Origin of the sequence: Frigoribacterium sp. CFBP 8766 (assembly GCF_014841435.1) — a bacterium.
GTDB lineage: Bacteria > Actinomycetota > Actinomycetes > Actinomycetales > Microbacteriaceae > Frigoribacterium.
Genome location: NZ_JACYTX010000002.1, coordinates 32733 through 52026, shown reverse-complemented (window position 1 = coordinate 52026; position 19294 = coordinate 32733). Strand labels below are relative to the sequence as shown.

General features: G+C 64.3%; 7 protein-coding genes. All 7 read right to left on the bottom strand.

Annotated features, from left to right (window positions below; all coding sequences use genetic code 11):
* Positions 1 to 238: 238 nt before the first annotated feature.
* Positions 239 to 433, bottom strand: coding sequence for a hypothetical protein (locus IFT90_RS06200; RefSeq protein ID WP_192041492.1), 195 nt, complete (start codon positions 431 to 433; stop codon positions 239 to 241).
* A 131-nt stretch (positions 434 to 564) separates the two neighbouring features.
* The gene (locus IFT90_RS06195) at positions 565 to 1692 is read right to left on the bottom strand and encodes a hypothetical protein (RefSeq protein ID WP_192041491.1); all 1128 of its coding nucleotides are present in this window, start codon (positions 1690 to 1692) and stop codon (positions 565 to 567) included.
* Between the two features lie 177 nt (positions 1693 to 1869).
* Positions 1870 to 4149 (bottom strand): DUF262 domain-containing protein, encoded by a 2280-nt coding sequence (locus IFT90_RS06190; RefSeq protein ID WP_192041490.1) that lies wholly within the window; start codon positions 4147 to 4149, stop codon positions 1870 to 1872.
* Entirely contained in the window at positions 4142 to 5977 is a 1836-nt protein-coding gene (locus IFT90_RS06185) for a DUF262 domain-containing protein (RefSeq protein ID WP_199861732.1), read from the bottom strand. Before IFT90_RS06185 ends, IFT90_RS06190 begins: the two co-directional genes overlap by 8 nt.
* Positions 5978 to 6021: 44 nt before the next feature.
* Positions 6022 to 8214: a 3'-5' exonuclease gene (locus tag IFT90_RS06180; protein ID WP_192041489.1), complete on the bottom strand. Its 2193-nt coding sequence runs from the start codon at positions 8212 to 8214 to the stop codon at positions 6022 to 6024.
* A gap of 2 nt (positions 8215 to 8216) precedes the next feature.
* Positions 8217 to 14645 carry a DEAD/DEAH box helicase gene (locus IFT90_RS06175; protein WP_192041488.1) on the bottom strand — a complete coding sequence of 2143 codons (6429 nt, stop codon included), beginning with the start codon at positions 14643 to 14645 and terminating at the stop codon, positions 8217 to 8219.
* Positions 14645 to 19294, bottom strand: coding sequence for a DNA methyltransferase (locus tag IFT90_RS06170; RefSeq protein WP_192041487.1), 4650 nt, complete (start codon positions 19292 to 19294; stop codon positions 14645 to 14647). Before IFT90_RS06170 ends, IFT90_RS06175 begins: the two co-directional genes overlap by 1 nt.

The window sequence follows — 19294 nt, the reverse complement described above, 5'->3', positions numbered from 1 at the left end:
GCTCCGAGGGCTCCACGAGCTACCGCCTGATCTTTGGGTCACCGTGCCCCCGGGTGTGAAGGGGCAAGAAGGCGGGGACGTCGACATGATCTTGCGGTCGGCCACAGGTACCGCGTGCTTCCGCACGGTCCAGCCGGCCGGCCAGTCGTTCGCGCAGGCCGAAGCGAATGAAAGCGTTTTCGCGGCGCTGTCCAAGGTCGTCGACCTGGCGCGGTAGCGAAGCACCTTTACTGGGGGGTCAGGCCGGGTGGTCGATGTGGTTGTCGGCCATGGTCAGCAGCGCGGTCACGTCCCTACCAGCCGCAGGGACGCTCAGCAGCGTTATAAGACTCGAGTTCGCTTGCTCCACCCGGCGCCCGATCGCGCGGACCTCGGCTGCGGTGAGAATCCTCGCCCAGACGAGGTCATAGGAGGGGTCGAACACGAGGAACAACGCGTGAGTTCAGGCGGGGCGCCAGACCAACGACTTCGATATCGGCGACATTCGCCACACCGCGCGTGCTACCCAACGCACCATGGACTCGGAAGCCGCACCGGGCAGTGATTGGCGGACTCGAGACCCAATCAAAGCGGACGTAAGGCGCGCTTCCTGATCTCGGCGAGAAGCCGCTCCTCGTGCTTGTTCAGCTCCCCGTCGATGGCAGCGACCCACTCAGCGGCCGCGATGACGTCCGACAGGTCGCCGCCTTCCACCTCCAACCGACCAAGGATCTCCTCCGTATCGATGTCAACGACCTCGCGCAGCGCTTCATCCAACACGTCGTGGTGTTCCTTGACTAAGGAGACGAGATGCCGCATCAGCAGCGCCTCTTCATCGCTAATTTTCTTGTCCACATTAACGACAAGCCAAGCGACCCAGAGCAACAACTGGGGATGCTTAGTTTTTTTCGCCATCTTCGTTGCCGCTTCGACAACTCGAGCTTCGTTGCGGTAAACCGCACGGGCATGGCGGCCCGCAATGATGGTCGTATAGCGATTCAGGACGACGGCGAGTGGAACGCCCACGAGCGGAATACCCACCTTGATCACGTTGCGCTGAAGCAGATACTTGCCCACAAACGGCAACCCTCGTCCCGCCGTGAGAGCCCCCTTCGCGTAGTAGCGCTTGATCAAGGGCCTTGCCATGGCGGGGACAATCTTTAGCACGCCTTCGCGCGCCACCTCGCCGCTCTTGATGGTGAAGGCCACGCGTATCAGCTTCCACAGATCGTCAGGGTCACGAACGTCGACAGGCACTCGGTAGAGCACCGCGATGTCGTAAGCGAGTCGGAGCTGCAGCTGCGTGACGAACGCCAGGTCGATGACGAGCGTACTTACCGCGGCCGGCACCGTCGCGGGGCTCGCTCCTCCCAGGCTGCCGAGGGTCGCGACAATCGCTGCGGTATAGGCACCTGCAGAGAGACCGCCTTCCAGAGCTGCATAGCGAGACGCCATCTTGATCCGTTGGTCAACGATGGCGTCGGCCGGAACACCCTGGTACTTGTCCTGGAAGTACTCCCACGTCGCTTTGTCCGTATAGGTCGTAAGCGCGCGCGCGATGAGCTTCGTAAACCAGCCACCGGTCTTGATGTCGTCGCCGCTCAGCTCCTTGATGAACTCGCGGAGGTTGTCGCGCTCCGCTTCGACGGCTCTGACTGCGGACTCATCACCTACGTCATCTATGGGGGTTTCGCCGCCAGCTGCTTGCGCCATGGGGTTCCTTCGTTCGGGTTGGAGGATTCCCTACAATGCCACGCCGAGCACCCAACGCCGAGTCGAAGCTGCGCTGGCCACGCCGGTGGGAAATGCCTTTGTTGAAGTGCCCGTCAAAGACCGGTCTCATCGACAACACCAGATCAGCATGACATGTGCAAGGGCCCATGATGGCCGTCATAATCCGGCCCTCACGAGGCTTTGCAGGAGCTCGGCCCCTCGGCGGACGCGATCGACCGAGTCGATCGCTTCACCCGCGGAGACACTCTGTGGGATCGGAATGACGCCGTCGCGTGCGCCCGTCTCGGCCGCGGCCGTGAGGAAGGTGTCAGCGAAACGGTCGTCCAAGGGAGGGTCGAGCACGAACTCGGCTTCAAGGGCTCTCAAACGAGCGCCGCTGCGCCGCAATGTCAACCAGCGGTCGTTCCATTCATAGCCGGTGAACCATGGTTCGTCGACCTCGCCGCCCACACCGGCGAGGTCGTATATGGCTGAGAGGAACGGATCCCTGTAGTAGCTGTTCAATTGAGTGCGCTCGAGCATGCAGAGTCGGTAGCCGAGTGCACCGTCGAGACCGAAGTAGATTCCCGACCGTCCCTCCCGCATGACCTCGTATTTCGTGACGTAGTACTGCCAGGAGAACTCCTGCGCTCTCTCCCACTGCGCAAGCTTGTCGTCCTTGACCTCGGTCAGCGCTTCAGCAGTGTCCGACGACCGCGCGACGTTGTCCAGGACCGCATTGAGCGCCTCGCGCAGGGGGGCCGCCGACTCCCTTGTGCCTGTGCCGAGCACGGCTCTCCACGCTGTGGCCAGCCCCTCAGCCCCCACTCCGAACTGGAACGACCGAGCTCGGCCGTCTCTCGCCCTTGGATACCGCCCGGCCGCAAGCAACGCACCAGTCATAGCGGTCCAAGTGCTCTTCGACTCGAATGCCAAGAGGAACGCATCGGCCCTTTTTTCGAGCAAGGCTGAATTGAGCTCGAAAGCCACGAGGGATCCCCGAAGCAACGGATGGTCCTCGAGACGGCGGACGACGCCCTCGAGATGCGGGTTCTCCTCAATGAACTGCGCCTTCGCGTGCTCGTCGTCGAACTGAGCACGATTGAAAGCTGTTCTGTCGCCGACGAGCCCGTTGAGCGCGAGACTTTCGACCTCGGCGAGCAGGGCGGGCATGCGATCGATCCGGATCTCGTTCTCCGATGCGTCGATCAGATTCCTGATGACCCGGATTCGCTGCCGCAGTCGGGCATCGACCTCGGTTGAACGCCCGGCGCGGTATGCAACGACCGCGGAGAGGAGCAATTGTTGGCCGAACGTGAAGACACGTGTCGCCCCACGCGTCTCGCCGAACGTCTGGATGCACGCCTCGAACAAGTTGGTCCGAGCCTCCCCGCCGAAGAGGGGTACCCGATTGTTGATGGCTTTCGTTCGCGACGTGGCAAACAGGTCGTCGAAATAGGCGTCGATGTCCGCGCCGACCCAAGTGTCGAAGGCAGCGAACAACTGGTCGAAACTAGCGCGGCCGTCGCTGTCTGACGTAAGAAGCTCTCGCGCCCTAGCATCCACGGTCTCAGCAGGGGCGATCCCCCGACGCCACTCGCCGCTCTCGATGACGAACTCTAGGTACCTCAGCATTCCCCCGTCGACGAGGCCATCCTCGCCCCTGTAAGGCCAGAAGAAATCCGTCCATGCCCCGTCAACCTTATGAGCGAAAGAGCGGCCCGGATCGACCTCGTCGAGATGGCTCTCGAGCTGCGCCTTCACGTTCTCGAAGTCAGTCAGGGGTTTCCCGCGCGAGTTCATCTTGATGTAGAGCTTTTCCGGCGAGCCCATGTCGGGTATCGGCAGCAGGTGGAATCGGATCGCGGCCCGGTGGTGGTCCGTGAGTCGATCCCAGGCCAGTTTCACGTCGACCTCGGCGAACCGATCGTGAAGAGCCGTGATCATCGTCAGCATCGACGCGATCGTCGAGTCGTGTTTCCACACGTACTGGAACCACGCCTGATCACGAATCCACGACGACGGATCACCGACTGCTTGGGGCGGCGCGTGCTCGACGATCCGCTCGCAGAAGAGTCGAGCACTGGCTCGAGTGGCGTAGCTGAAGGTGGCCCACGGCTGGCTCGGCACGTCGAGTCCCTTGCTATAGCCGAGATACCAATGGAGCAGAAAAAGGGTGGTCAATCGCTGCTGTCCGTCAAGAGGTCGCAGGACGCCATCGTCGCTCGTGACGTCGCCGTAGATGAAGTCCAGCTCGACAGGAGTCGTGCTCTCCCCTACGAGCGCTCCGGCCAATACGTCCAGGAAGTTGCTGCGGATGCGACGAGTCGGCGCATCATCACGCCCTTGAGCGAAGTCTCGCTGGATCAAGGGGATCTCGATCCTGTTGATCGGTTGCGTCCCTGCCCCCGGCTCGAAGAGGTGGGCGAACGCGACGAGCTTGCTGGTCTCAGTCATCGGAGTCGTCGCCCGTCTCATCGACATCCGTCGCCGCGGACGATAAATACGGCGTGAGCATCTCGATGATCGCTACGAGATATCCCTCTCGATCCGCGGGTCCCCAGAAGTGAAGCTGTTGACTCGCGTCAGGCGTGTAGTACTTGAGGAAGACATTGCGAGTACACGGCGGTATGAACCGACCCACTTTGTCAAGGCGAAGCACCTCGCGTCTCTTTACTTCGAAGACCGCGTTGCCCAAGGCACTGTTGGCTCCTGCGTCGAGAAGAGCCAGGTTCGTGATCGCGTGCATGTCCACGTCCGCCTCTCCGCCGAGGGTTCGGAGGACGTCGGTCTCGATGGCACGGAAATTGCTTTCTGTTACCTTCGGCCTTGCCAGTGCGTCATCGATTCGGACCTTGATCGATTCGCGCTCCTGGAGATCGATGATCGCCACACCGTCCAGGACGCTTCGGTGCAGCTGCAGCCAGTCCCGCCACTGGTCCTCACGATTCAAGCGCTCCGCGTTCTGCGCGTGGATGTGCTCGAGCGACCACTTGCCCGCAGCGTGTTCATGGAACGAGTAACGCTCGCTCTGACTTCCCCTGCGACGCACGCTCTCGACGTTCATCAGCAGCAGGGCCGTCTCGGTGCGCTGCACGCTCCGACGCTCGTAAGAGAGATCGGGAACGGCTTCTGCTGAGAGTCCGAGGCGTTCACGGATTCGCTCGATGAGTGCCGTGTCGAGGTCTGACTTTTTCAGGCCCTTGCTGAACGACACTATGTCGGTGAGACGGTCACCGGTGGCGATGAGAAAACCGATGCGGTGAAAGAGGTCGCCGTCCTCGAACCAGCCAACGACTGTGGAGTGCAGATCAAGCACCCTGTTCCACAGCGCGCGCCAATCGGTCTCAATGGCAGAGCGTAGTTCCTCGAAGGTTTGAAATGGAGTCACATTGCCCGTCTCTGTCTCTGACGAGATAACGTCCAGCAAGAGACTGATGTGAGACGAATCATCTCGACTGCCCCCCGTCGCGAAGGCCCACAGTTCAGCGCTTCGGAGCTCGCGTTCCATAGCGTCCCATTGAGCGGCGATCTCATAGTCGCGTCCCTGCGTCGACTCGTTGTTGCCCGCCTTTGCCAGGAGCAGCGCCTTGACGAGTTCTGCGTCCGTGAGCGGAATTCGGCCTACGTTGAGCCGAGTGAACACAGTTGCCGAGTCGACCTTCGCCGGCGCCTCGTACCAGATGAAGCGCACGGACTCGAAAAAGTAGCCGTAGATCTTGTTCGCGGCGAACTGGCGCCGTCCTTTGTGCGCATCGAACCACTCTTCGATCGCGCGGTAGGCATTCGACAAGTGGAAGGCATCAATGTTGGCGTCTACGCCGATGAGTGCTGGCTCCTTGATGAGCCTTGCCATCTCGGGACGGGTCTCGTACTGCAGAGAGAACGCGGGGGCCGAACCCTGGAGGGACTCGTGGTGCATGTACTGGAGAACGAGATAGACGGTCGTGAGCCTCTGTTGCCCGTCGATCAGCTCCCACCGCCCGTCGACCATCGCTTTAACGACTACCGGTTGCAGATAGTACGGGCTTCCCTCGCTCTCCCAGATGTCGTCAAGCAGTTTTTCAACGTCCTGGGGACTCCATCTGTAGCCTCGCTGATACGCGGGCACCCAGAACGATTCATCGATGTCACCGACGAACCTCTCGCGCAGAGCGGTAGCTGTTGAAAGCGCGTCAATCATGCATTTCCCCCCGTCGTGTTTCATCTTTGCGTGGTCTTGCTCTACTCTTCCCGAGAAAGTATCCGCTTGCGCCATATTCTTCCGCTGCATCTTCGCAGGCATGCCCATAAAGGTACTCATGTCTGAGTGATGACATTGTTTGACACTTAATTGAGCAGCTCTGAAGGTTTGCCCTGCCACGACACCACGAGCTCGTCGCGCGCGCGACTAGCCGCGACGTAGAGCAATGAGCGCTCTCGGAGGTACACGTCATCGAGCTCCTCCGGAGCTACGCCCTTCGTGATCATCGGATTCGGGATCGACCCTTCCGACACGTCGAAGAGGATGACTCGGGAGAACTCCATCCCTTTGGCCTTGTGCATCGTCATCACAACGGGCTTGTCAGTCGAGGGCTCACCCGAATGCGACAACGACAACTCGACGCCGCGATCGGCGAGCTGGGTCTTCACATCCGACGCCTGCTTGTTCGAGCGCGCCAAGATCGCGATCGTCTCGGGGCGGACCTCGGCCGTGACCCACGACTTCACCTCCTCTGCGATTCCGTCGAACTGGGCCGATGGTGATGCCGCGTCCAGGACGCGAGGGTGCGGGCCGCTGCGAGCCGAACGGTAGGTGGCATCCGACTCCTCATTCTCCTCGCTGTCGACGTAGGCGGCACCCGACAGCACCCCCAGCGCGTACTTGAGGTTCTGCTGCGTGGTGCGGTAGTTCAGCGTGAGGCGCTTCGAGCGGCCGGTGATCTTGATCCCATAACGCGAGAGGACCACGTGGTATCCATAGATGCGTTGATGCACGTCGTCGGCGATGAACAGATCATTCGGCCCCGGCTGAGCGAGCGCGCGCAGAAGCTGCCAGTGCACCGGAGTGAGGTCCTGAGCCTCGTCGATCAGCACGTGATCGACGATCCGGTGAGGCTGTCGGTCGAGGTACGCGCATGCGACCGCCGCGACCTCGGCAAAGCTCAGGGTGCTGAGATGCCTCGACGTCTGGCGGTATTGCTCAACGATCGCCCAGACCGCCGCGCGCTTGCGTCGGTCGAGCGCCACTCCTCGGCCCGGTCGCTTCACCGCGAAGTACTGATCCCGGCTGGTGATGCGGTTCGGCAGGATCACCTGCAGGTACTCGCCCTCGAAGAAGGACGTCGTACGCACCGATGCGGGGAGAGTCGCGGGGTCGGCGTCGTCGATAGCCTCCCGCCATCCCCTGTCGTTCGACACGACCGTGGTGCGCGGTTCCATCGGCGCACCGAATACGTCGGCGGCCGCTTCGTTGAAGGCCGCGCCGGCGCGCGAGCGAACGGCCGCAGCAAGAGCATCGACACCGCGGACAAGCACTCCCTTGTCACCGAGACCGGAGGACACGCCGATGTCCGGATCCAGCCTCTCCAGATCCCGCACAAGGGCGGCCGAGAGCGCCGTCGTGAAGGTGGTAAGCACGATGCGGGCGTCGGGGTGTTCCTTCCACATCTCGCGGGTGCGGTGGAGGAGCACGACCGTCTTGCCGGTGCCCGCCCCTCCGGAGAGACGGAACGGGCCGGAGTAAGGCTTGGTTGCATAGGTGCGCTGCTCTGGATGCAGGAACACGCGCCACGCTCCGAAGTCGCCGCCCTCGACGACCCGCCGCAGCTCGTCATTGTTCTCGATGAAGGTGAACTGCATTTTCGCGGCGGGATGGAGCAGCGCCTCCTTTAGTCGCTGGTCGTCGGACTGCACCGGTTCGGTCGGTGGCTGTTCTACACCCAGGGAAGTCAGTATCTTCGCCACGGAGTCACCGACAGCGAGACCAAGCACAGCATCGACCTGCCACTGGTTGGAGAGGCCCTCGCCGAACGCCAGGAGGTCCTCGTTGCTCCTCGCGCGCATCAGCAGATCTGCCGTGGTCGCGTCGAACCCGAGCTCGTCGGTCAGGTCCGAGCGCAGGTAGCCAGCAGAGGTGAGGAACGAAGCCACCTGCGGCTCGGTCAGCTGCACGATCGGGATGACCGGGGTCGTGCCGGCCTCGGGTGCTCCCGCGTCGATGATCTCTGCGATGCCATTGATCGGGTTTATCTGCAGCACACGTGTACGCGCGATCTCAATCGCCTTGTCGTGCTGCCACGTGCCTCCATAGACGTAGGTGACCTCGCCGTTCGGCGGGTCGAGGCGATAGAGAACCGCACGCAGGCTCCCGTCGACGCGGCCGGTTCGTGCGCGTGCATCCGCTGATCTCTGCATCGGTTCGATGTGAAGCCCGAGTGTCGTGTCATCCTCGGCGAGCTTCATCAGGAAGGTCATGATCTTCGCCTGTACGGGCTTGTCGTGCTTCTGTCCCTTGAGCTTCGACATGACGATCTGAGGCATGGTTACTTGCTGCTTTCGGCTAAGGCGGTCTGGATGGCGACGACGTCACTCGGAATCACGGTCCACCCCGCGGAGGCGAGCTCGTCGAGGTGATTCGTGTCCTCGTCGAACACGACGGCAAGTTTCACTGCGGGCCACGCCAACGCGATCGGCGAACCGCTGTCGAGTTCGATGCCCTGCTCCGGCACGGGCATGCCTTTCAGCTCCGACAGGGCGAGCAAGAGGTCGCGCTCAGCGCCGTCGGCGAACTCGAGCAGCTCGCTCCATTCGATCGCGACGACCGGGGTCGGCGTCACGTCGACCGGTCCGACGGTGAGGGACTCAGATCTCGCACCGATAACCGGTGCATGGTGCGCGTCGTGCGCGCCGAGCAGGTTGCTCAACCGCAGCCACGTGCGCCACGAATCAGCGTGGGTCGTGCCTCCCACGGCCGTTCCGCGGTCGTCGAGCAGCAGCACGGCATCAGTGCCGTACGCGCCACGTGTGGCCAACAGCACAACGTGCTCGAGCGCGACCGCCCAGGAGGTGCCCGTCGTGCTGGAGGCGAGTTCGACCCCGTCGAGAACGGCTACAGCGTCCTCCACGAGTGACTCTGCATCCGTGGTCACCCACTTGCCCCTCGGCGACGTCAAAAGCGTTGGCAGCGCCTCAGCGACCTTGCGCCATCGTGCTAGCGCTCCACCCGGATCCTGCATCCATTCCATCAACTGGCTGATCGGGTTCGCGACGATGTGGTCCAGCGTGCTGGGGGAAAGCCCGAGGGCGCTCACGAAGAGCCCTGCGTGAGCCTTGTCGAACCAGACCGACGCCGGCTCGGGCGTTCCCTCATCGGCCCGCTTCACGTCATCCCAGGTCAGCGCCATGACGAGGTACCCTTCGTCGCGCAGGGCTCGGCGCTTCACCGCGTCGTCGGCGATCCGGTTGTGGGCGAGCGACGCATGGAACGCGCGCCCGTCGGTGTAGATCGCGATGGGCATCGCGCCACCGTATGTGGGCTCGAGCACAAAGTCGGGCTTGGTAAAGCCGACCGAGATCTGAGGCTTAAGCTGCCATACCATGTTGGTGCCCGGGATGGTGACCTGCACGGTGTTGCCCCAGGCGCCAGGCTTCTCCTTAACGGTGGCGCCGATCGACTTCGCGCGGTCCATGAAGACCTTGCGAAACCAGCCTTCCAACGGGGGCTCGCCCACGCCGCCCGGCACGTCGGTGTCCGTGACGTCCCACGGCAAGTAGGTTCCCTCTGAATCGATCCCGATCAGGGTACGGAGATGTCGTTCGGCACTCGCGCGAGAAACGAGATCGACGCCGCCGCCCGGGGCATACGGGAGAAGGCAGCGGTGGCAGGCGTTGCGGCCCTCGTCACGGCACTCGCAGGTGAGTACGCGCTCGTATGCCTTGATCAGCACTTCGCGGATGCGGTCCTTGTCGGCGAGGTCGGCCAGGTAGCCCGTTCCCCCCGGCACAGAGTCGTGGATGAGGAGAGACGTGACGTTGTCGCCTCCATCGGAGAGTACGGGGTCGACCACGTTGGTCAGACGAAGATGATCGGGGTCGCCTCCGATCACTTCGCTCAGTCCGAGCTGGATCGCGGCCGAGATGCTCGGAATAGCGAGGCTGTCGCCGATCGTCGTGGCCGGCGGCAGCCGCAGCACGATCCCCTGGGTCACGAGTGTTCGCGTGAGTGCGACGTGCCGGTTGTGTTCCACCTTGGCGGTGCGATGGCGACACCACGCGCGGTGCTCACGCGCCGAGTTGGTGTGGCCGCGCTGATCGAGCTTGCCGCAGGCCTCGCAGACCCGGAAGTAGGAGGCGGCGAACTCGGTGCCGGCCAGCATGAGAGGGGAGCCCGACGCCACCGTCTTGCCGATGTTGATCCATCGGATGGTCATGTCCCGGAGAAACTTGACGCCGAAGTAGGAGTTCTTTACATACCATTGGGTGATCACCTTCGCCGGATCGATGTCGGCGGCGACCTGAACGGTGAATCGCTCGCGGGTGCGCTCGTCCGAGCGGTCGCCGATCGTCGCCTCGTCCCTACGGACCTCGGCCGAGACCTGTGTGAGCTCCACCACGTCGATGAGCTGGTTCGTGTCGGCGATTGCCTTACTGCCGCAACGCGGGCAGGCCGAGGCGACCGAGGCCTGGCTGGATCCCGCGAGGTCGGTGGCAAACCCGCAGGCGGGGCAAAACACCCAGGTCTGCACCCCGGCGCCCTCATTGCCGAGATCGACGGCATCGATCTCGATCTCCACGCCCTGCGCGTAGAAGTGGGCTCCCGGCGCGAGTTCGTTGATGGCGATGCCCGCGCCGCGCTCGTACGTGATGCCGTCGTGCTCGAACTCCTGCGTGTCCGGGTCGAGCCAGCTCAGGGCCACGTCGAGTCGGACCGAATCGTCGAGGAGCGTGTAGTTCGGCAGCACCCCGAAACGTTCGAGCGCGCCGACCCACCGCTCCGACCGAAGTTCCTTCAGCTGGCGGATGACCATCTTGTACGAGGCGTTCGCCGCGCGGAGCGCCGTCGCGTCTTCGTCGGTGTGAGCGGGATGTGCCGCTTTCGCCTTCAGATCGTCCAGCGAATCGGCGATCGTTTTGCGGCGAATCGTGAGCGTCTCCACCTCGGCGTTCCACACCGAGCTGGCCATGGTGAGCGTCGCCGCGAGACCGCTCGACCAGGCGTCTTCGCCCGGCGTCGCCCAGGAACGCAGCGAGTCGGTGGCCCATCGGCTCAGACCGTCGAACGTCGTCAAGAACGCGGCGAGTCGATCGGATGCATGTGCTTCGCCATCATCGATGACCCGGGCTAGCAACGAGTCTGGGTCGGTCGAGGCGAGCACGCTGCGCGCGTCGTCGACGTCGAGCAGCTTGCCCGCCGAGGAGAGCCGGTCCATCAGCGATGCCGTGTACTGCCGCTGCAGGATCTCCTCGGCATCAAGATAGGTGGCGGGCGGACGCACTTGGCCGTTGATCACGGAGGTGGGGTCACCGAGCTTAGGCAGCTGATCGCCACGCCCGAGCACGAACGCAAGGGTGATCGAGTTCCCGGTCAGGCGCCCCGCGCGACCGACGCGCTGGAGGTACGACGCCACAGACCTGGGCAGCCCGGCGAGGAACACGGCGGAGAGATCGCCGATGTCGATTCCCATCTCGAGGGTGGGCGTCGCCACGAGCACGTTCGGTGCGTCCGGCTCGTTGATCGACTCCTTGAACCCGTTCTCGTAGGCGAGGCGCACCTTGTCGTCGAGCAGGCTTGTGTGCTCCCGGGCGACCACCCGGCGCATGTCACCGTCGTCGTACATGGAGCGGTAATAGTTCGTCCCGCCCGTCGAGGTCTCGAGGCGCCCGACGCAACGTGCGGCGAGGCAGGGGCCGTGGTGGAACTGGGCGACGACCTCTGCTGTTCCGGGCACCGGGGTCTGGCAGGTGTTGCAGACCAGGGTGTGCGCGCCGGATATCAGGGCGTCGAGCGCGATAGGCCCGACGACGATCTTCGACGGGTCGATCGAGTAGGCCTGCGCACCGCCCGCGCCGACGGCTCGCGCGTGGACGATCTCCGCACCTTCGAGCTCAGCGAACAGGAGGCGAGCTAGCTTGGCGCCGTCGGACGGCGAGACGCGGAGATTGCGCGCAGTCCATCGCGCGTACCAGCTCTGCGCCGAGGAGCCGGAGTCGAGGCCGGTCTCCTTCCTGCCCTTCGCGACGAGCACGGCGGCCCCGAATCGCGGGTATCCCGGGGCGTCCCGGCCTCGGGGGAACGCGGGCATCCCCTGCCCGCGCGGGCGTCCGCCCCACACCGAGAAGCGATCGCCGTCGCTCTCGATGTACTTGCGGAACCAGTCGTGCTCGATGGCACCGCGCTCGCGCATTCGCTCCAGGGCGCCTCGCACCCAGCGCACCACCACATCCGCGGCGATCCGAGCATCGAAGTCGTCCTCGAGACCGACGGGGGTAGAGAACCCAGTGATCGCTGCGCGTCCGAGCGTCTCGAGGAGCGAGGCCGGGCCGGCATCCACCTGGGCGGCGACGCTCCCGGTGAGCTCGAGGGTGCGCCCGACGCGGGACTGTAGCCCGAACTCCATGGCGACGTCGAACTTCAATCGCGTGCGCACCCGCCGCGTCGTGTGCACCGGCACGGTGCGGGCCGTCTCGCTCGACCAGAACCTGCGGAAGTTCTCGGTGTCGACGATCTCGGGGGCGAGTAGGCGATGCCGGCGGAATCGATCGTCGCCGGCGTCACGCATCAGTGCCTCGACGAGGTCGTCCAGGCTCAGCGCCTGATCACCGATCGACTCGCGGATGGCGTTGCGCAGGCTGAACACGTGCGATCTGCTCTGCACGAAGCCGGCGCGGTGCGCCGCATCCTGCACGCTGTCGGTGAAGACAAGGGCCTTTTTCTCGCCGCTGTCGAGGTGGCGGTCGCCGAACATGGTGGTGATGCTCACCGACAGCAGCGTGGCGATCGCGCTCCCAAGGAAGCGGATGCCATCGGTCTTCTGGCAGTTCGGGCACACGTCGTTGGCCGAGTCCACGTCGGCGGTCTCGCCGCCGAGGGTGAGCACCGGCAACACCCAGCCGCCGGCGATGTCGGCCTCGTCATGTTCGCCCGCATCGATAGAGAGGCGACGCTGTCGCACGTTGAACCAGAAGAGGCCCTCGACCGGATCATTGCCGGCGGCGACGAGCTGTTCGCTGCGATCGGCCTCGCGTGGAGCGAAGATCAGCGAGCGGAACCGCCCGTTCTTCTCAAGGTGCTTGCGACGGATGTCGACGTCGTCGAGATCTAGATCGAGCCCTACCGGTCCGAGCTGCACGCCCCACCCGCTGCGTCCGCAATGACGGCAGTAGATCGCCGGGAATTCGGGGCGATCCTCGCTCGCGAACGGATCGACGTCTGCTGAGAGCGAGACGTCGCCGTCGTCCGACCACGAGTACGCCACGGTGGGGCTCGCCGATCGGTCGACTCGCGTGAGCGCGCGGATCCAGAGGTGGAGATCCGTCGACGCCGCCTCGCGTCCCGACTTCGTGCGGATGTGACTCAGCGCCGCAACGAGACTGACGAGGAACGATTCGCGAGCGCGGTCACGTTCCGTCGCTGACTCGGCGGCGGTCAGGCTCGCCGTGAAGACGGTCGACGCGAGCTGGGTGAGCGAGGTCGCATCGGATGCGGCGGCGCAGAGGTTGCGCACGATCGGGTGCGCCTTCACGGCCGTCAGCATGAGCTCGTCGTCGCCCGTGGCGAATGTGCCGTCGGCACTGCCTCCGTCGGCGGTCAAGTACAGCGAGCTGCAGACTGCGCGGGCGATCTCCGCGCCGACCCGGGCGTCGTCGCCGAGCCCATCGAGCGATGTCGCGAGCTCGGCCATCACGAGGGAGTCGACCAAGCGCGGCATAAGTCCGAGCGCGGTCATCCGCTCGACGCTGTCGCCCGACCACTCGTTGAACGACTTGCGGGTCTCGGTCACCACGCTCTGTTCGTCGAACTCGTCGCCGAACACGGTGCGGGCGAACTGGATCATCGCGGCCGGGTCGCCCTTGTCGCCCAGAGTCGCCGATGTCGCGACGGGGGTGATTAGACCGAGCGGGCGGGAGGTAGCCGCTTCGTCGATGCCGAGCTCTATGCGACCCTTTTCGGGCCAGTGCCGCTTGAGGGCGATGCCGAGGCGACGAAGAAGCATCGCCACGTCAGTGCCCTGTGCTCCGTCGTAACTATGGAACTCGTCGAGCACGAGGTATCTAAGGCTCGTCGCGCTCTGCTTCCAGAGCGTCTGGTCGGCCGGCCGCAGCAGCAGTTGATCGAGCATCTTGTAGTTCGTGAGAAGGATGTCGGGGGCCTCGGCGCGCATAGTGTCACGGTCGGTGATCAACCCGTCATGGGTGACCCGGCTGCGGGTTGGACCGTCCTGTCCGGTGTACATCGCGGCGCGGACCCCACCCAGGCTCTCCATCGTCGTGATGAGATCGGCGAGGCGACGCGCCTGGTCGTTCGCCAGGGCGTTCATCGGATAGAGCACGAGCGCCTTGATCCCGGTGACGCCGTCGCGCTTTGCGCGCAGCACGTGATCGAGGATCGGGTAGAGGAACGCCTCGGTCTTTCCCGACCCAGTTCCCGTGGTGACGAGGGTAGGCAGAGGTCGCGGCTTCGACGCGCTGAGGTTGCCGCTACTCAGCCTCTCGATCGCAGCGGCTTGGTGCCCGTAAGGCGGGAAGGGAAGAGTGAATCCGTCGATCAGGCGCGCCCACCCTTCGGCGGCCTCGCGGAACGGCAGGCGCAGGCGCACGTACGGCCCCTTGAAGATGCCGTCGTGTGGGTCGCGGAGGAACCGGTCCAGCGCCGACTGTGCCTCGTTGTCGGAAAGCGCGAACGTGGTCGTAAGGAAATCGACAAGGCCTTCGCGCACCTCGGCGGCTTGAAGGGTGGGTAGAAGTGCGCTCATTAGACGTCCTTCTCCATTTTCTGGAAATGTGTGTAGGCGGCCCGCATGTCCTCCTCCCGATCCATGGTGATGAAAGGGTGCTCGAGCACGACATCAACTCCGCCACGGGACACCGTGCGTTCTTCGACACTTAAAGTATCGCGGCGGTCGCGCCATAGCATGACCATCGCGCCCGGGACGGAGCGGCCGTTTGCATCGAACATGGTGATTGACCGGTCGTAGCCATGGAGGACGGCAAATTGCGTGCGGTAGATTGTGCATAGCTCATCGGCAGTCACACCCAACATGAGTGCCACCAGCGCGTCGATCTCGATCTGCGCCTGTCGACGGTCCGACGCCCGACGCAGCGGCGTCGTATCGGTCCATGATGCAAGAACGTCACTGATGTTGGGCCGCCCAGGATAATCAAGGCCTCCTGCCCAGGCATCCCGATGAAACTCCTCGTCAAATACGTCCTCCCAGAGCTGACGCCAACCTGCTGTCAACGACGACAGCCGCAGGCCGCGGAGTGCGAGTCTTTCCGTGTGCACACCATTTGGTAGTGGCAAGCGCGCCACAGTAGAAGGCGAGATAGTCGACTTGGGTGCGACCCGCACCATGAAATCGAGTATTAGGGATTGCATACTTGAGCCCGCGATGACAAGGCTCTTGACGTTGGTCGCTGTTCCAAGTGAGGTCACGCCGTGAATGTGAGACGCGCCAGGCGGAATGATCGCAGGGATGAGCGTGCGCTCGCCGGTGTTCGCAGCCATGTTCCGCCAGGCGACTCGATAGCGGTTGCGGGCGGGGGTTTTTTCCCGGCCCCAGTGTGTGTACGCCGCGTCGTACTTGGACCGTTCTACTGCGGGCTTGTACGACGTCGTCGGGAGCGCGTCGGGTGCGAGTGTCTCGAGATCGACGGGCGACCAGTCCTTATTGTTCAACATCGACTCGTTCGGCGACTTGTAGAACGGGTTGCCGACGAAGAGGTGCGGCCCTTGCAGGATCACCTCACCCCACGAACTCACTGGTCCCCACTCGACGTCGAAATAGCCTTTGGTGCGGTCGTTCTTTTCGTGCCACCCAGCAGAGAACTGAAGGCTGAGGTCGCCGATCCGCTTGCTCTTCGCGAGCTTTGCGAGCACCCCGGCCGTCGCACGGTTCACGGCGTAAACCATCCGTGACTGGCGGATGGGCGTCGCCACGTCCTCGAGAACGGCGTGCCATGTGGCGAGCGTCTCATCCGTCACGGTCGTAATGCGGTTGCGGTGCGGACGGAGGTCCCACTTGCCGTCGTGGTCCTTTAGCCCGGGTTCTTCACCGGAGCCGTCGTGCACAAGGGAGCGTGCAACGGTGTCCGGGTGGTACAGCGACGTCGCCATGTCGAAGCTAGGCGCGGGTTGCTCGCTTCCGTAGACATGGACGCCGTACGAAACAAGATTGTGGATCTCGAACAGCGATAGCTCGTTCACGAACTGCCAGTGGCGTCGAAGCCGGGGGTAGGTGGCCGCTCGCAGGGGTCCGGCCTTCTCGTCGGTGAAGTGCGTCTCGGGGTGGATCAGTCCGACCGTTCCCCGACCACTCCCGTTGCGCCAGGTCAGGTCCATGAAACAGCGGTACAGATCGGGCTGCAGACCCGCGAGGTGCGGGTAGTTGACGGCGTTGCCGACGAACGCCGCGAGCGCGGCGACATCCGAAGTGCCGTCGACGAGCAGATCCGGCATCCCGGGGAGAGCGAGAGTTTCGGCGCGCTTGGTCGCGACCTGGGCCTGGGTCGGCTTGACCGCAAGCTGCCACCACGGGTCGCCCTCCGCCAGCAGAGCATCGACGTCCGATCGGGGACGCACCCAGGGTGGGTTTCCGACCTGCAGGTCGAACCCGCCTCGCGCGAACACCGTCGCGAAGTCGAGCTCCCAGTGGAAGAAACCCTGATGCTGAGCGATGCGCTCGCTCACGGCGAGCCAGGGGTGCGCCGACATCGCGTCCGAGATCGACAGTGCTCCGGCGTATCCGAACTCCACATCCTCGGCATCGCCGAGCTCTGACCAGCCTGACGGGAGCCCCAGGGTTGTCTGCCCCTGCAGGGCTGCGCGCTTGCTCGTCTCGAAGTGGGTTCCGAGGATAGCCGTGAGCCCGCCGATCCATTCCTCGAATGTCGGCGGCGTCACACCGTCTGTGAGGGTCGGTGTGAGCGGCCAGAACCACATGGCGCACCAGGCGTCCATCACCCGGTGCAGTCGCTGATATGCGCCATTCGCGTCGGCGAGCTTCTGCTCGATCTGCTCACGGGTGACGTGCGGGATCGCCTCATCTGCAGCATCTATCGCGCCCCACAGGGGAATCGCGCGGCGGATCTCGTGCTCGGCGATCTCCAATCGGCGCAGGGCGAACTGCCACAGTGTTTCGACACGGTAAGCGAGATTGACTAGCTTGTCGAGCTGCAACTTCGTCGGCTTCATGAGGATCTGCTTGCGCCACGTCTTCAGTTCCGTGAGGGCATCCGGTGCCAGCTCCTTCCCCTCCTTAGCGTCGACCGCACCGCCCCAGCCCTCGGCGGGGAGCAGGAAGTGATGCACGGCGCCCGCCGTCTGACCGGCGAGGGCACCCGACTCGAGGTTCGACCTGAGCTCTGCCAGGGTGACATCGCGAGGAACGGCCCTCTGCCACGCCTTCGAGTTCACCTGGTCGCGGCTGTAGACGGAGCGCCGGGCGCCGATCAGGGAGTTGCCGCGACGGAGGTGGAGGCCGAACCACGGTGCTTGGAGGTCTTCCGACATGGTGTCGAGCCAGAGCGAGATCTCGGCGAGCTCCACGGCGGTCGAGTTGAGATCAACCCCGTAGACCTGGTGAAGGGCGATCGAGGCCTTCACCTTCTGAAGCTCGCGAGGGTAATCATCCGGGTCGATCTTCTCGTCGAGCTCGACCTGGCGGCGACGCAGGTACTGCTCGGCGAGTTGACGCACCGCTTCGATGGCGAACGCTCCAGAGCCCAGGGCCGGCTCGCACACGGTGAGGCCGAGGATCTCGTCGGCGGTCGTCGTGTGGCCGCCCTGGTCGAGTAGCTCCTCGAGCGCCTGTGACACGACGAAGCGAGTCAGCACCTCGGGCGTGTAATACGACGCCGACTGCTGGCGCTCGCGGCCGGCGAGGCGGTAGACGAAGGTTCCCGCTGGGTGGAGTACCGCTTGGGCCTCACCGGTCACCGGGTTCGTGGTCTCAACGAAGTCCTTCTCCGCGATTCCCTCCGAGCGCTCGACGGGCACGATCCACGAGCCCTTCGAGGCGTCGCCGTCGCGGGCCACCTCGTAGAGATCGGTCTCAGCAAAGTAGCCGGTGTACGACATGAGCCCCTCGTACACCGCGCCGAGCTGGTTGATACCCAGATCGGAGTAGCTGATGAAGCCGCGATCGCGGCCCTTCTGCTCCTTGCTCAGCAGAAGGTGCGCGAGCACTTTCTGCAGCTCGGCGTCGCTCAGCCCCACCTCGTCGATGTATGCCGTGGCGCTCGGCAGGAAGAGATCGGCGCGAAGGCTCTGGAAGGTCAGCCCGTCGCGCCGGTCGTCGTCAGTGGTGGGGGCGTGGCCTTGGTCGACCAGGTCAAACAGCGTCCGGAGCGACGAGTAGAGGTGGGTGGCGTACTCGCCCGCCTCGGTTGCCAGGGTGACGAGCGTGAGCTCGCGGAGCCGGTCGAGGCTGTAGCCCTCCTCGTACTCGGCCGCGCCGATCGGCAGCACCTTGAGCTCGGGCGAGGCCTCGGCATAGAGGAGGAAAAGGATGCGGTAGAGGAATCGCAGCGACTGCTTGGCGAGAACTTGCGCCTCCGAGGAGGGGAGTGCGTGGAGCCCTGTTCTTCTCCGCCGGGCGACGACATCGTTCGCGATGATTTCGATCGAGAGCCGCACGCCCTCTCGCAGGTCCCGCGAGACACCGACCGTGTGCTTGATCGACTCCTCGAGCACGCCCGTCCACCAGATGTCGCCTTCGGCGTCGGGAGCGAGCGAGTCGGCCGACAGGCACGCGAGGGCACGATCGATTTCGCCGCCACGCTTCGTGTCGTTGCGGTCGGCGACGAGCTGGACGTCGACGGCGAGGTAGCGGCCCTCGGCCCACCGCTCACGTTCGGCGAGCAGCATCCAGCGCCCGGCGAAGACCAGGGCGAAGGTCGGCGCGCCGGTCTCGACGAAGAGGGCGGAAAGCAGACGGGCGACCGAGGTGATCTCGTGCGCGTCGTCGTCGAGCGCGACGGGGGAGAGCAGCGTCGGTGCATCCTTGACCAGCAGATCCTCGAGGGTCTCCTGCGGGCGGGCGTCGATAAGCGCGAGAGGTGACGAGTCGATGAGACCCGGCAGGGACACTCTCAGCAGCGAGCCAACGCGTTCGAGATGCAGGCCGCCGTCGAGAAAGCCGAGTGCCTTACGCAGCGGTTCGTAGGTGCGCTCGACGATCGTATCGTCGCCTGCCCCCGGTGCGAGTGTCGCGAGGTCGGCGGCGAGCGAACCACGCAGTTTCGTGAATCGTGCTCGCGGCGACGGGACCTCGTCGGCGTCGAGCTCGTCCCACTCCTTGCGGCGCTGAAGCACGCGCGCCGAGAACGACTGCGACTTCGCATCGGTTGTGAAGAAGTGCTCGCTGAGCCAGCCCTCGCCGACGACGATCGATTCGTGGGCCAT